Annotated in this window: 12 protein-coding genes; 7 read left to right on the forward strand and 5 right to left on the reverse strand. The window is 64.4% G+C overall.

Features of this window, described 5'->3' with window-relative positions; genetic code table 11:
• Positions 1-183 precede the first annotated feature (183 nt).
• Entirely contained in the window at positions 184-1,392 is a 1,209-nt protein-coding gene (locus F627_RS0100735) for a 6-phosphofructokinase (protein WP_018867716.1), read from the forward strand.
• 128 nt (positions 1,393-1,520) lie between these two features.
• Here the strand turns inward: F627_RS0100735 and adk are convergent, their stop codons facing one another.
• Positions 1,521-2,177, reverse strand: a complete 657-nt coding sequence (gene adk / locus F627_RS0100740; protein ID WP_018877185.1) for an adenylate kinase — start codon at positions 2,175-2,177, stop codon at positions 1,521-1,523.
• Between the two features lie 152 nt (positions 2,178-2,329).
• On the opposite strand from adk, the gene F627_RS0100745 reads away from it, so the two are divergent.
• Entirely contained in the window at positions 2,330-3,496 is a 1,167-nt protein-coding gene (locus F627_RS0100745; protein ID WP_018875923.1) for a hypothetical protein, read from the forward strand.
• Positions 3,497-3,565: 69 nt separating this feature from the next.
• Here the strand turns inward: F627_RS0100745 and F627_RS0100750 are convergent, their stop codons facing one another.
• The 3 genes from F627_RS0100750 to F627_RS0100760 form a co-directional block, all read right to left on the reverse strand.
• Positions 3,566-4,549, reverse strand: a complete 984-nt coding sequence (locus F627_RS0100750) for a DmsC/YnfH family molybdoenzyme membrane anchor subunit (RefSeq protein ID WP_018867719.1) — start codon at positions 4,547-4,549, stop codon at positions 3,566-3,568.
• 17 nt (positions 4,550-4,566) lie between these two features.
• Positions 4,567-5,298: a 4Fe-4S dicluster domain-containing protein gene (locus F627_RS0100755; RefSeq protein ID WP_018867720.1), complete on the reverse strand. Its 732-nt coding sequence runs from the start codon at positions 5,296-5,298 to the stop codon at positions 4,567-4,569.
• 284 nt (positions 5,299-5,582) lie between these two features.
• On the reverse strand, positions 5,583-8,444 hold the full coding sequence (locus F627_RS0100760; protein WP_018877188.1) for a molybdopterin oxidoreductase family protein: 2,862 nt from the start codon (positions 8,442-8,444) through the stop codon (positions 5,583-5,585).
• Between the two features lie 225 nt (positions 8,445-8,669).
• On the opposite strand from F627_RS0100760, the gene F627_RS0100765 reads away from it, so the two are divergent.
• The gene (locus F627_RS0100765) at positions 8,670-9,197 is read left to right on the forward strand and encodes a metallophosphoesterase family protein (protein ID WP_018867722.1); all 528 of its coding nucleotides are present in this window, start codon (positions 8,670-8,672) and stop codon (positions 9,195-9,197) included.
• A gap of 154 nt (positions 9,198-9,351) precedes the next feature.
• Positions 9,352-9,954, forward strand: coding sequence for a CBS domain-containing protein (locus tag F627_RS0100770; RefSeq protein ID WP_019583003.1), 603 nt, complete (start codon positions 9,352-9,354; stop codon positions 9,952-9,954).
• Between the two features lie 194 nt (positions 9,955-10,148).
• On the opposite strand, the gene sat is transcribed toward F627_RS0100770, so the two are convergent.
• Positions 10,149-11,339: a sulfate adenylyltransferase gene (gene sat / locus F627_RS0100775; protein WP_019583004.1), complete on the reverse strand. Its 1,191-nt coding sequence runs from the start codon at positions 11,337-11,339 to the stop codon at positions 10,149-10,151.
• A 583-nt stretch (positions 11,340-11,922) separates the two neighbouring features.
• Between sat and F627_RS0100780 the strand changes: the two genes are divergently transcribed.
• From F627_RS0100780 to aprA, 3 genes are read left to right on the forward strand one after another with little or no spacing between them, the layout of a single operon-like run.
• The gene (locus F627_RS0100780) at positions 11,923-12,699 is read left to right on the forward strand and encodes a hypothetical protein (protein WP_019583005.1); all 777 of its coding nucleotides are present in this window, start codon (positions 11,923-11,925) and stop codon (positions 12,697-12,699) included.
• Positions 12,700-12,736: 37 nt separating this feature from the next.
• On the forward strand, positions 12,737-13,216 hold the full coding sequence (gene aprB, locus F627_RS0100785; RefSeq protein WP_038028264.1) for an adenylyl-sulfate reductase subunit beta: 480 nt from the start codon (positions 12,737-12,739) through the stop codon (positions 13,214-13,216).
• Positions 13,216-15,117 (forward strand): adenylyl-sulfate reductase subunit alpha, encoded by a 1,902-nt coding sequence (aprA, locus tag F627_RS0100790; RefSeq protein ID WP_018867727.1) that lies wholly within the window; start codon positions 13,216-13,218, stop codon positions 15,115-15,117. Before aprB ends, aprA begins: the two co-directional genes overlap by 1 nt.
• The last annotated feature ends 21 nt before the right edge of the window (positions 15,118-15,138 follow it).

Here is a 15,138-nt window from a genome sequence, read left to right on the forward strand (position 1 = left end):
GCTTATGCAGGTAGGCCCGCCGGGCTGTGCGCCATTAAATAAGTTTCTGATAATACAATTAAACAATTCCGTACACAGGGTGCGGAATTTGCTATCTTCGGGCTTTGTTGCATCGAGATGCCCCGGTCGCTATGCGGCCGGTTCACCGATGGTTCGCACGCAAGTCGCAAAAGGAGGACGAAGATGGCCAAGGTTCTGATCGCCCAGGGTGGAGGCCCGACGGCGGTAATCAATCAATCCATGGTGGGTGCGGTCCTCGAGGCCCGGAAATTCACCGACGTCGAACTGGTCTACGGGGCCTTCCACGGGGTCCGCGGGATCATCGACGAGGAATTCCTGGACCTGACCCAGGAGACCACCCACAACCTGGAGATGGTCGCGCAGACGCCCTCGTCCGCCCTGGGGTCCACGCGCGACAAGCCGGACCTTGACTACTGCAAGGAGATCTTCAAGGTCCTGAAGGCCCACGAGATCACCTACTTCTTCTATATCGGCGGCAACGACTCCTCCGACACGGTCCGCATCGTCAGCGAGGAGGCGCGCAAGGCCAACTATCCGATGCGCTGCGTGCACATCCCGAAGACGATCGACAACGACCTGGTGGAGAACGACCACACGCCGGGTTTCCCGTCGGCGGCACGGTTCGTGGCGCAGGCCTTTATTGGTGCCAACCTCGACAACTACGCCCTGCCGGGGATCTATCTGGCGGTGGTCATGGGGCGTCATGCCGGTTTTCTCACCGCGGCCTCCGCGCTCGGCAAGAAATTCCCGGATGACGGGCCGCACCTGATCTACGTGCCGGAGCGGGTGTTCGAGGTCGACCAGTTCCTGAAGGACGTGAAGGCCACCATGGATCGCCACGGCCGCTGCGTGATCGCGGTCAGCGAAGGCATCCACGATGCCAACGATGAACCCATCGCGACCAAGCTGGCGAAGGATGTCGAGAAGGATGCCCACGGTAACGTCCAGCTCTCCGGTACCGGGGCGCTGGCGGACATGCTGTGTGGCGAGATCCGCGACAAGCTGGGGGTGAAGCGGGTGCGTGGCGACACCTTCGGCTATCTGCAGCGGGCCTTTATTGGCTGTGTTTCGGATGTCGACCAGCGCGAAGCCCGCGAGGTGGGCGAGAAGGCTGTGCAGTTCGCGATGTGGGAAGGTCGCGACGGTTCGGTGGCGATCAAGCGCACCGGCTTTTATTCGGTGGACTACGAGTATGTGCCGCTGGAGGCGGTCGCCGGCAAGACCAAGGTGATGCCGGACGAGTTCATCGATGCCTCGGGCACCGATGTGACCGATGCCTTCCGCATGTACCTGCGGCCCCTGCTGGGTTCCGGTATGCCGGATGCCTACCGGCTGCGGCAGAACAAGGTGACCAAAGTCCTGGGGCGCTAGTCGCGGCCCGCTCGGCAGCAAAGGGGGCTGGCCGGTTGGCTGGTCCCCGAATCGAAAAGGCCCGCCCGGTGCTCCGGGCGGGCCTTTTTACCTCGTGGGAGGCACTTTCCGGGCCTTCCGCGAGATCGTCAGCCCAGAGCCTTGAAGATCTGGTCGCGGATGTCTTCCACCGACCCCGTTCCCTTGATGTGGACGTACTGCGGCGCCGACGGGTCATCACTGTCCGCCCACTTCGAGTAGAACTCGACCAGCGGCTGGGTCTGGCTGTGATAGGCCTCCAGGCGCTTGCGCACCGTCTCTTCGTTGTCGTCCTCGCGCTGGATCAGGTCCTCGCCGGTGACGTCGTCCTTGCCCTCGACCTTCGGCGGGTTGAACTCGACGTGGTAGGTGCGACCGGAGCCCGGGTGCACCCGCCGCCCGCTCATGCGCCGGATCACCTCTTCGTCCGGGACATCCACCTCCACGACAAAGTCGAGCGGCACGTTCTGTTCCTTCAGGGCCTCGGCCTGCGGGATGGTGCGCGGAAAGCCGTCGAACAGGAAGCCGGTGTCGCAGCAATCGGGCTGCTCCACGCGTTCCTTCACCAGACCCAGGATGATGTCGTCGGAGACCAGGCCGCCTGCATCCATGACCTCCTTGGCCTTCATGCCCAGTGGGGTGCCTGCGTTCACCGCCGCGCGCAGCATGTCGCCGGTAGAGATCTGCGGGATGTTGTACTTCTCGCAGATGTACTGGGCTTGCGTGCCCTTGCCGGCGCCGGGCGCCCCCAACAGAATCAGTCGCATGCTCTCGCTCCTCTGAGGAGTGGGTGGTTGTGCTATGGTCGCGGCAGACACTCCCGAGCCGCGCAAGTTACAGTACAGGCATTGTGGTTGTAGGTACAAGTCCGCCCGCGCCGCCCTGGCATCGCCCCCCCTGCAAGGAGTCACTGACCGTCATGCAAGCCGGCCCCCGCGAGATCACCACGCCGTTTCGGCCCATCCCCCTGGACATCCCGGAGGGCATGAAACCCAACGAATTCTTCAACAGCACCGAAAACCTGGCGGACCTGGTCCACAACAACGGGCTGCTGGTGAATCCGGAAAACCTGCTGCTCTATCGCAAGGCGCTGGGGCACAGCAACGAGTTCGACTGTTCCATCATCTACAACACCTCGCAGACCATCCTCGACCCGATGGGCCGCCCGGTGCGGCGCACCCAGGTGCCGGAGCCGGTGCGGCATGTCTGGAACCGGATGAACGGGGTGATCATCGAGTACATGCTGGAGCAGTACCCGGACCCGGCCGAGGCCCTGGTGCTGGCGGGCGAGGCCAGCCTGGACGCGACCTGGCCGCTGACCGCGCCGGGGGTGCCCAGCATCCGCATGCTGCACAACCATTTCATCGTCTTCCCGATGGCGTCGCTGGCCGATGCGCCGCTGGCGGATCCGGGCAATCCCAATCTGACTGATGGCGGGCAGCACAGCCTGTTTCAGGCCTATATGCGCGAGGTCTACCGGGCGTTCTTTACCCGGGCCCTGGACCTGCAGATCCTGCGCCCGGCTTCCGATCACGAGGCGCGCCTCGGGTTGACCGGCTACCCGCACGGCCTGCCGAGCTGGGAGATCCAGGGCGGGGTCGAGGCGCTGAAGGACATCCGCTTCTGGCGCGAATACGACGCCATCCTGCAGGGCTTCCTGGACTTCTATCGCACCTTCTTCTCCCAGGTCTCCACCCGCAATGCCCCGATGCCCGAGGGCGTGCACTTTCCCGATGCGGTGGAGGAGGTCCTGCTGTTCAACAACGACTTCCTGAAGACTGCCAAGAAGGTGCGCGACCGCTGCTTTACCGATGCCAAGTACGCCCATGCCATTCGCTGGCAGCCGGCCTTCAAGCAGCTGATCTACCGCAATGACGAGGGCCGTCTGATCGTGACGATCAGCCAGAACTCGATCGGCAACGCGATCACCGAACTGCTGGGGGTGGTGGTCAACCGGGTGCCGGACGCGGAGGCCTACGAGCGCGTCGAACCGGCCCTGGTCGAGAAGCTGCTGGAGGTGCGTCGCCGCCTGGTAGAGGTCGATCTGGGGGAAGGCATCGCGACGGAGGGCTGGCCTGCCACCTGAGCGGTCTGTTTGAAACAGGGCCCGTAGTGGGGGTGAACGAGGGGCGGCCAGGCCGCCCCCCAACCGGGGTCAGGCGACCGACTGGTAGTAGATATTCTGCGGGTGGTTGGCCTGGGCGAAGAAGAACCAGCGCTCGGCCACCAGTCCCAGGTACTGGATGACAAACGCGGCGATCAGCACATTGACCGGGTCGACCCGGGTGACCAGGGCGATCAGGAGCAGGAGCGCCGGGATCGCGAACGCCCCCAGCAGGAAGATCCACTTCATCCCGCGCAGGAACGTCGCGGACATGTGGTGAAAGAACTCCCGGGTGTTGAACGAACCGCCCATGAAGCCCTGGGACTTCTGCTGGATCTTCGGGTGTTTCACGCCGATCGCGGTCTGCACCGTGGATTTCGACTTGATACGGGCGTTGCGCACCAGCGATGCGATGCGGGTGGCCAGGCCCAGCAGCGTCAGCACGATCGCCACCGTCGCCAGGAAGGCGACCAGCGGGACACCGGCCCAGGCCGCATAGGCAGCCGCCAACGTGAAGCCGTTGGCAGCGCCCAGCACGGTGTAGTTCACCACGGTCAGCGGGGAGTGCCATTCCTGCAGGAACTTGATGCAGGCGTAGATCATCGCGGTCGTGACATACAGAACGATCGCCAGCAGCGCGCCGATGGCACCGAGCACGACGGTTGGCAGGATGGGGACGTCCCCGGCCAGCGTGCCCAGAGGCGGGTTGAACCCGAACGCGTGGGCCGCGCCGTACAGGAAGACCACGCCCATGAACGCCGGGAGCACGATCACCTCGCGCGACAGCCACGAGGTGCGCCACTTGGTGGCGGTGCGCCAGGCGCGTTCCGGGCGCCCCAGGTGGAAGAACGAGGCGACCAGCCCGAGGACCAGGAAGACCAGGGCGAGTGCGGAGCCCAGCGCCAGGAAGTCCGAACCGGGCGGCGGCAGCACGCCCAGAAGACTGAGAGACTCGGCACCGAACAGACCGAGAAACAGGCCCTGGCCGGCGCCGATCAGGGTGGTGAGAAAGATAACCGAGAAGGCTGGATGCATAGTGTCTTCGTCCCTGTTTACCAGCTGGTGACGTCGTCGAGCGAGGGTTCTTCCTGCCCGGGCTTCGGCAGCTGACTGTCGATCTTCAGCGGGTTGTCGGCGCGCTCCACCTCGTCCTCGCGGATGGTCAGCTGAGTCTTGCGTCGTGGCAGGTAGTGATTGGCCGGTTTGGTACCCCATTCCGGCATCAGCTGATAGCCGCCTGCTTCGCGGATCGCCTTCGAGACGACCGATTCGGGATCATGAATGTCCCCGTAGAGTCGTGCGTTGGTCGGGCAGGCCCGTACGCAGGCCGGCTTGCGATCCCACTCCGGCAGCTCCTCGTTGTAGATGCGGTCCACGCACAGGGTGCACTTGGTCATCACCTTGCTTTCGGTGTCTACCTCGCGCACCCCGTAGGGGCAGGCCCAGGAGCAGTACTTGCAGCCGATGCACTTGTCGTAGTCGACCAGCACGATGCCGTCCGACTCGCGCTTGTAGGACGCCCCGGTCGGGCAGACCGGCACACAGGGAGGCTCTTCGCAGTGCAGGCAGGACTTGGGAAAGTGGACCGTCTCGGTATTCGGGTATTCACCGACCTCGAAACTCTGCACGCGGTTGAAGAAGGTACCGGTGGGGTCCGCGTCGTAGGGGTTCTGGTCGACCAGCGGGCCGGCATCGCCCGAGGTGTTCCATTCCTTGCAGCTGGTGACGCAGGCGTGGCAGCCCACGCAGACGTTGAGATCGATGACAAGGGCGAGTTGGGTCATTTCTTGCCTCCTGGGGAAACGCTGCACAATGTGCGCACTCGCGCTCGAGTCGCTTTTGCGTGCGAACAAGGCGCGGCGACTGCCGTGCAGTCACTCTGCACAAGGGAGCCGCAACGCCGTGCGCATGCAAAAGCGGCCGAGCCCCTGCTTTTCAATAGTTTGTGGGGTTGGCACCCCAGGTTCCCCGATCCTGCGTTGCGCCGCTTGCCGGTAGAGCCACTACCGGCTGCGCACCGCGCCTTGTCTCGGAAAACCTGGGGTACCAACGCGAGTGTGTACATTGTTCAGCGTTTCCCCAGGCCCGCAAAGAAGTTCACCACACGGGCCCGCTTGGACTGGCCGGGGTAGGGGTGCAGGGCCTTGAACTGGGGCGATGTCTCCTGCGGCGCCCCTTCTTCGGCCTTGTAGATGCGCACGCGCACGTCGTACCAGGCGGCTTGCCCGGTGACGGGGTCGGAGTTGGAGATCGGGCCTTCATCGCCCGGGAGCTCCTCGGAGATCAGGTGATTCAGCAGGAAACCCTTGCGCGACTCGTTGGCCTCGGGTGTCAGGTTCCAGGCCCCCGCGGCCTTGCCGATCGCGTTCCAGGTCCAGACCGTTCCGGGTTCGACCGCCTCGGAGTACTTGGCCATGCAGCGTACCCGGCCCCACTGGCTTTCCACCCAGATCCAGTCCTCGTCGTTGATCCCGGCGGCCCGCGCGGTGCGCGAATTCACGTAGAGCAGGTTGTGCGCGTGGATCTGTCGCAGCCAGGCGTTCTGGGAGTCCCAGGAGTGGTACATCGCCATGGGACGCTGGGTGATCGCGGCCAACGGATAGGTGTGCTTGTTGGTGGTCTGGTATTCCAGTGGGTCGTAGTAGAACGGCAGCGGGTCGAAGAAGGTCTCCACGCGTTTGGCCAGATGCGCCGGGGCCTTGCGCGATGGGCCCTTGCCCTGGGCGGCGGCGCGGAACTTCATCAGCACCTCGGAATAGAGGTGGATCAGGATCGGCTCGCCAAAGCGCGTGATGCGGTTGCGCTGCGACCACTCGAGATAACCCTTGTTCCAGTTGCGCATGTACTGGTAGCTGCGCGGCAGCTCGTACTGGAATACGCAGTTGTTCTGGGCGTACATCTCCCACTGGTTGGGGTTGGGTTCGCCGCGCAGGGATTTCTCCCCGCCCTTGCCGCGCCAGCCGGCCAGGAAGCCGATACCGGAGCCCGGTTCGGTCTCGTAGTTGACGACGAAGTCGGGGTAGTCGCGGAATTTGCGCTCCCCGTTCTCGTTCACGAACGCCGGCAGTTTCAGGCGCGAGCCGAGCTCGATCAGGACTTCCTGGAACGGCTTGCACTCGCCCTTGGGCGGCACCACCGGGATGCGCACCGAGTCCACCGGGCCGTCGAACTCGGAGATCGGGCGGTCCAGCATGGACATCACGTCGTGGCGTTCCAGATAGGTGGTATCCGGAAGGATCAGATCCGCGAACGCGGTCATCTCGGACTGGAACGCGTCCGCGACGACCAGGAACGGGATCTTGTAGTCCCCGTTGTCATCCTTGTCGTTCAGCATCTTGCGGACCTCTTCCGTGTTCATGGTCGAGTTCCACGCCATGTTGGCCATGAAGATCAGCAAGGTGTCGATCGGGTAGGGGTCCCCGCGCCAGGCGTTGGTGATGGCGTTGTGCATCATGCCGTGCACGGCCAGCGGGTATTCCCAGGAGAAGGCCTTGTCGAGGCGTACCGGCTCGCCCTTGTCGTCCACGAACAGGTCGTCCGGGTCCGCGGGCCAGCCGAGCACCATGCCGTCCAGCGGCTTGCCCGGCTGCACGCCCTCCGGCCCCTTGGGCGTGCGGGCGCAGGGTGGAATCGGACGCGGGAACGGCGCCTTGTGGCGGAAGCCGCCGGGGCGGTCGATGGTGCCCAGCAGCGACATCAGGATCGACAGCGAACGGATGGTGTGGAAGCCGTTGGAGTGCGCGGCCAGCCCGCGCATCGCATGGAACGACACCGGGTTCCCGGTGACGGATTCGTGTTCCACGCCCCAGGAGTCGGTCCAGGCAATGGGGAGCTCGATCCGCTGGTCGCGGGCGGTAACGCCCATTTCGTGGGCCAGTCGGCGAATGTCCTCGGCATCGATCCCGGTGATCCGGGCGGCCCATTCCGGCGTGTATTCGGCGACCCGGTCCTGCAGCAGCTGGAAGGCGGGCTTGGCCGGGGTGCCGTCATCCAGGGTGAACTCGCCGAGCAGGAAGGGATCGGCATCCGGCGTGTGGGTCGGCACCGCGCGTCCGGTCTTGCGGTCCCACCACAGCTGGTTCTGCGCGTCGTAGCAGCCCTCCTCGGGCGGATCCTCGGTGCGCAGGAACATGCCGAAGTCGTCCTGCTCCTCGTTCATGTTCACCAGCTGGCCGGCATTGCTGTAGCGGACCAGGAAGTCGCGGTCGTACAGGCCCTTGTTGATGATCTCGTGGATCAGCGCCAGCAGCAGGGCACCGTCGGTCCCCGGGCGGATCGGCACCCATTCGTCGGCGATGGCCGAGTAGCCGGTGCGCACCGGGTTGATGGAGATGAAGCGCCCGCCCTGGCGCTTGAACTTGGAGATCGCCACCTTCAGCGGGTTGGAGTGGTGGTCCTCCGCGGTGCCGATCATCACGAACAGCTTCGAGCGTTCCAGGTCGGGGCCGCCGAACTCCCAGAACGAGCCGCCGATGGTGTAGATCATGCCGGCGGCCATGTTCACCGAGCAGAAGCCGCCGTGGGCCGCGTAGTTGGGGGTGCCGAACTGCTTGGCGAACAGCCCGGTCAGGGCCTGCATCTGGTCGCGCCCGGTAAACAGCGCAAAGCGCTTCGGATCGGTCTCGCGGATGTGCCCGAGGCGTTCGGCGAGGATCTCGAAGGTCTCTTCCCAGGAGATCGGCTCGAACTCGCCATCCCCGCGTTCGGCGCCGGCCTTGCGCCGCAGGGGCTGGGTCAGCCGCGCGGGCGAGTGCTGTTTCATGATCCCGGAGGCGCCCTTGGCGCAGATCACGCCTTCATTGATCGGGTGCTCCGGGTTGCCATCGATGTAGCGCACCTCCCCGTCGCGCAGGTGCACCCGGATGCCGCAGCGGCAGGCGCACATGTAACAGGTGGTGTTCTTGATTTCCTGCGACGGGGTCTGTGCCATAAATCGTCAACGCCTTGTAAGTTAGACAATCGCGATATACTGCAATACCCCTTACTTCGATCGGGGTTACCCCCACTATGCAGTTCCGGGGTATCCACCACAAGGGCGTCAAAGATGGATTCTTCGCGCCCGTTCGGATGCCCCGAATCGGGCCCGGGCGCAGGGCGGGTCGCGGCAGTGTTATCGTCCTGACACCGGAATTTCACAACAGAGGCCTGCCCACCCATGAAGGTATGCATTGTTTCCGACAGTCACGACCGCGGCCCGATGCTGGCCCGCGCGATCGAGGCCGGCATTGCCGAAGGCGCCGAGGCGGTCATCCACTGTGGTGACGTGATTGGCGGCAACACGCTGCGGGCGTCACTGAAGCTGGGTGTGCCGATCCACGCGGTGCACGGCAACAACCTGGGGGACCCGGTCGCGATCTCGCGTATCGCGCACCAGTCCGATGGCCTCCTGCACTACTACGGGCTGGACGCCACCATCACCCTCGGTGGCCGGCGCATCTTCGTCACGCACTACCCCCATTACGCCCATGCGATGGCCTGCACCGGGGACTATGACCTCGTCTGCTGCGGCCACAGCCACGAGACCGAGATCCGCCAGCAGCCGCACGTGAAGGATGGCGCCACCTGGCTCGTGAATCCGGGCACCGTGGCCGGGCTTGGGGCGCCGCGGGCGACCTGGGCGCTGGGCGATCTCGAGACCATGGACTTCGCGATCCGGGCGACACCCGAGGAGAGCGCGGCCTGATCCGACTCGGTCATACGGCCCGCATTCGGCAGCGGGGTGGCGTTTCGGCGCGGGATGATCGACCCGCTTGTCAGCGCCTTCGTCTCAGGGCATCGTCTAGGAGAGGGCGCGTCATTCGTGTCCCTCTGGATTCCACCGTGGATGGAGAAACGCGATGACCGCAGAATTCCCGCACAAGCCCCTTCCGTCGCAAAAGGCGGCCCCCGGAATCGGGCTCCAGCAGGTGTCAGAGGAAGATCCCCAGGTCACCCTGGCTTCCTCGGCGCTGTGCGTAATGACCGATTTCCGCCGGGTTCCGGTTGCGACGATCGGTCCCGAGGCGACGCTCAACCAGGCGACCGAGCAGATGATCTCCCGGGGTGTCCGGCTGCTGATCGTGGTGGACTCGGAGCGCGTGCTGGGTCTGATCACGGCCCGCGACACTCAGGGGGAGCGCCCGGTCCAGATGGTGAACGAGCGCGGCATGCGGTACGACGACCTCCGGGTGCGCGACCTGATGGTGCCGCTGGATGACGTGGACCTGCTGGACATGCAGCGCGTGATGCAGGCGGACGTGGCGGATATCGTCGCGACGCTGAAGGACTGGGGACGCCAGCATGCGCTGGTCGGTCAGCGGGATCCCCAGACGGGTGAGACCCGCATCCGGGGGATATTCTCGGCGACCCAGATCGGGCGTCAGCTGGGGATTCAGGTGCAGACCTTTGATGTCGCGCGGACCTTCGCGCAGATCCAGGCGACCCTGTCCAAGGCCTACTAGGAGCCCGTCTTACCTGGAATTGACCAGCTATGCGGGTGGGAGAGCGGCGACTTTCCGGGGCTCTCTCCTCCCGTAGTCCCCTTCACTGCTCGAGAGACCGGAGACAAGCGGATGGCTGCCGCGGCAGGGAGTGCCGCGGCAGCCGCTCGTCCGTTCGCGTTGGCGGGCTGGCTGATGCCTGAGCCCGGTGCCTGCTACCGGTTCAGCCCCTGGTAGTACTCCATCAGGATCTTGGCCACTTCCGGGCGGGAGAACTCGACCGGCGGTGCCTCGCCTCGGCCCAGCATCTCGCGAACCTTGGTGCCGGACAGGAGCACGAAATCCTCCTTCGTGTGGTCGGGTGCATCGCACATCATCACCACCCGGTCGAGCTTCTTCGAGTAGGCCGTGTGGTCGGCCCGGAAGATCTCGATCTCCAGCGCGCCCGCGGGTACCTCGGTGTCGAAGATCGTCTGGGCATCGAACGGCCCGTAGTAGTCCCCCACCCCGGCGTGATCACGCCCGATGATGAAGTGGGTCGCGCCCATGTTCTGGCGGAACAGCGCATGGAGCACGGCCTCGCGCGGACCGGCATAGAGCATGTCGAAGCCGTATCCGGTGATCATCACCGTGTTCGGCGGGAAGTAGAGCTCGGCCATCTTGCGAATGGCGGCGTCGCGCACCGGGGCCGGGATATCGCCGGGCTTCAGCTTGCCCAGCAGCATGTGGATCACCACGCCGTCCGCATCCAGTTGCTCCATGGCCATGCGGCACAGCTCTTCGTGGGCGCGGTGCATCGGGTTGCGGGTCTGAAACGCGACCACCCGGTTCCAGCCGCGTTCCGCGATCTCGTTGCGGATCTCGACGGCGGTGCGGAAGGTGTCGGGGAAATCATCCTGGAAGTACGAGAAGTGGAGCACCTGGATGGGCCCCGATACGCAGACGCGGCCCACGCTGTTGAAGGCGGCGACCCCGGGGTGTTCCATGTCGGTCGTGCCGTAGACCTTTTCGGTCATGGTCGCCATCTGCTCGGGCGTGAATTCCTCGATCGCCTCGACCTCCTGGATGGCGAGGACCGGGTTCCCCTCCATGTTCGGGTCGCGCAGGGCAATCCGCTTGGCCCCGCGAATGGCGTCCGCATCCTCCAGCAGGTTGACCACGGGGACCGGGAAAAACAGGCCGCTGGTGGTTCGCATGTTCTCCGCGCAGCTCATGGCGTCGGCGACATTCATGAATCCGGTCAGCGGCGTGAAATAGCCGCCGCCCATCATGACGGCGTTGCCGGCGGCGCCGGAGCTGATGACCACGGAGGGCAGGGTTTCGGCCTCCTGCAGCAGGGCGTGGTGTTGATCGGGGTCGTAGGCGAACAGGGGCTTCAGGGTGTCTGCACCGTGCGGTTTGATCATGGGGCTTTCTCTCCTGCCGACGCTGGATGTGAACTGCATGGATGGGGTGGTCTGTGCCACACGTAAGTCGTGTTCGGGGCGCATGCGCCCACCCGGTTGACGGGTCAGGCGCGCTGCTGGTCGACCCCGAACGTAGCACAAGATAGTCCATAAAGGTTCGGGTTTCTTGACCGTCCCCGCAGCCGCACATCCGGATCTGTCCGCCCGTCAGGGCCGTCAGCCCTGCCCCGGGCGCGCCCCGATCAGCGGCCGTTCTCCCTCTGTCTCACCCGGCCCGGGCGTTCGTTCCGGTGCCATCGCTGGCGCCCCGGACCCGCGTGCTGCGGGCAGCGGGCGGTGTGCCGCCCCCGGGCCAGCCTGGCGGCTTGCGATGGCGTCGACCCGGGCCGCTAGATAAGCGTTTCCATAAATAAGCATATGACCTCATTCATCAGGCTTATGCGCGGGGAAGCAAGTTTGATTTGAAGCAAAAGATCGAGTTGGCACAGACTCGGTGTGCCCATTGGACACTCTGAGGAGGCCTGACGCCGTGATCACTAGCAATCCCTTTGCCGAACTGGCTGCGTTTATTCCACCAGCCGCAATGCAGGCGTATGTCGTGCTCATGGTCATTCTGGTGGCCGCCGGCACGATCCTCGACATGATGCACAAGAGGAGTGCCCAGTACTTCTTCGAGAACGCCAAGAAAGCCGAGAAGAACGCGACCCGCAGCGTGAGCGGCGGCGAGAAATTCTCCCAGGCCATGCAGACCCTGGGGAAAGAGGTCATCACCTCCGGTGAATTCAAGAACCCGAAGCGACGCGCGTCCCATCTGTTCACCATGTGGGGCTTTGTCCTGTTCGTGGTCTCCTCCGCGGTCCTGATCTTTGGCTACGCCAGCGAGCCCGCCGCGGGCGTGTGGCCGGTCCTGTGGCATCTGGGCGCCCTGTCGCTGGCCTTCGGCGGCTACTGGTTCTGGTTCTTCATTCGCGTCGACGTCTACTCCGAGGGTCGTCGCTGGTACCAGCTGGTCCGGGCCGATCTGTTCATCGTGTCGCTGCTGGCGATGTCGACCTTCGCCATCCTGTGGTCGCTGACCCAGGGCACCGGCGCCCTCGGGTGGCTGTTCTTCGCGCTCTTCCTCGCGGCGACCACGACCCTGTTCGCGACCGTCTACTGGTCCAAGTTCGCGCACATGTTCTTCAAGCCTGCCGCGGCCTACCAGAAGCGCATTACCCGTGCCGATGGCTCCGCCGAGAACCTCCCGACCCTCACGCGCGACGATCCCGAGCAGCAGCAGCGCCATTCCATGGAACTGCTGCGCGATGCGCCGATGGAGATGGGGAAGGGTATCCAGCGTGAAGCGCCGCACCACTACTAGCCATTAACCCGAACACCAGCATCGATCGAGGACAACCATGCCAACTTTCGTATACATGACCCGTTGCGATGGCTGTGGGTACTGCGTGGACATCTGCCCGTCAGACATCATGCATATCGACGAAACCACCCGTCGCGCCTACAACATCGAGCCCAACATGTGCTGGGAATGCTTTTCCTGCGTGAAGGCCTGCCCGCACCATGCGATTGACGTGCGCGGCTACGCGGACTTCGCGCCACTGGGGCACAGCGTGCGCGTCGATCGCGACGAAGAGCGCGGCACCATTGCCTGGAAGATCAAGTTCCGCGACGGTCGGGAGAAGGACTTCCTGTCGCCGATTACCACCAAGCCCTGGGGCAAGCACATCCCGCAGCTGGCAGACGTCCCCGCACCCGACAAGTCCATGCGCGACAGCCAGCTGTTGTTCAACGAGCCCAAGTACATCCGGATGGATGAGGGGGATCTGCACACGCTTGAGGCCGCCGGTCTCAAACTGAAAGAAGGGGTGTACTACTGATGGCCTACAAGACAATCGTCGAAGACAACATCGACATCCTGGTCTGTGGCGCCGGGCTCGGCGGCACGGGTGCCGCCTGGGAAGCCCGCTTCTGGGGTCAGGACAAGAAGGTCGTTATTGCCGAAAAGGCCAACATCGACCGTTCCGGCGCGGTGGCCCAGGGCCTGTACGCGATCAACTGCTACATGGGCACCCGCTGGGGCGAGAACAACCCCGAGGACCATGTGCGCTACGCCCGTATCGACCTGATGGGCATGGTGCGCGAGGACCTGCTGTTCGACATGGCGCGCCACGTGGACTCCACCGTGCACCAGTTCGAGGAGTGGGGCCTGCCCCTGATGCGCGACCCGAAGACGGGCGCCTATCAGCGAGAAGGTCGCTGGCAGATCATGATCCACGGCGAGTCCTACAAGCCGATCGTGGCCGAGGCCGCCAAGAAGTCCGCGGACACGATCTACAACCGGATCTGCGTGACCCATCTGCTGATGGACGAGTCCAAGGAGAACCGGGTCGCCGGCGCCGTGGGCTTCAATGTGCGCACCGGCAACTACCACGTCTTCAAGTCGAAGTCGGTGATCGTGGCCGCCGGTGGCGCCTCGATGATCTTCAAGCCGCGTTCGGTCGGTGAAGGTGCGGGTCGCGTCTGGTATGCCCCGTGGTCTTCCGGCTCGGCCTATGGCCTGCTGATCAACGCCGGTGCCAAGATGACCCAGATGGAGAACCGCATCGTGCTGGCCCGCTTCAAGGATGGCTACGGTCCGGTGGGTGCGTACTTCCTGCATCTGAAGACCCGTACGCAGAACTGCAACGGGGAAGAGTACGAATCCAAGTGGTGGCCGCAGCTGCAGGAGATGGTCGGCAAGGAATACCTGGATCCGGAGGTCTCTCACCGTACGCATCGCCCGATCCCGACCTGCCTGCGCAACCATGCGTTCCTGAACGAGGTGAACGCGGGCCGTGGCCCGATCCACATGGTCACCATGGAGGCCTTCCAGGACCCGCACCTTGAAGAGGTGGGCTGGGAAAACTTCCTGGGCATGACCGTCGGCCAGGCCGTCCTGTGGGCCGCCACCGACGTGGACCCCAAGAACGAGAACCCCGAGCTGACCACCTCGGAGCCCTACGTGATGGGCTCGCACGCCACGGGTTGTGGCGCCTGGTGCTCTGGTCCGGAGGATGTTTCCCCGCCCGAGTACTTCTGGGGCTACAACCGCATGACCAGTGTCGAGGGCCTGTTCGGTGCCGGCGATGCCGTGGGCGGTACGCCGCACGCGTTCTCCTCCGGTTCCTTCACCGAGGGCCGTCTGGCCGCGAAGGCCGCCTGCAAGTACATCGACGATGGCAAGGCCGACGGCATCCGTGTCTCCGATTCGCAGATCAACAAGCTGAAAGAGGAGATCTATAAGCCGCTGGAGCACTACAAGGTCTACAGCAACGAGGTCGTGGCCGGTTCGGTCAATCCGAACTTCATCAACCCGCGCCAGGGTCTTGACCGCCTGCAGAAGCTGATGGATGAATACTGTGGCGGCGTAACGGTCAGCTACATGACCAACGAGAAGCTGCTCAATATCGGCCTGAAGAAGATGCACATCCTCGAAGAGGACCTCGAGAAGCTGGCGGCGGAGGACATCCATGAGCTGCTGCGTGCCTGGGAACTGAAGCACCGCGTGCGCACCGCCGAGAGCGTCTTCCACCACACCCTGTTCCGCAAGGAAACCCGCTGGCCGGGCTACTACTACCGCGGCGACTACATGAAGCTCGACGACAAGAACTGGCACCACCTGACGGTTTCGCGTCGTGACCCGAAGACGGGCGAGTACACCATGGAGAAGGCGCCCTGCTACCACCTGGTCGACAAGGACGAGGCGCCGGCCAAGGAGGCCGAGAAGGAGGAAGCCTAGGGTGCTGCGGTGGCGGTGGCG

Source organism: Thioalkalivibrio sp. ALE16 (assembly GCF_000381305.1).
Taxonomy (GTDB): domain Bacteria; phylum Pseudomonadota; class Gammaproteobacteria; order Ectothiorhodospirales; family Ectothiorhodospiraceae; genus Thioalkalivibrio.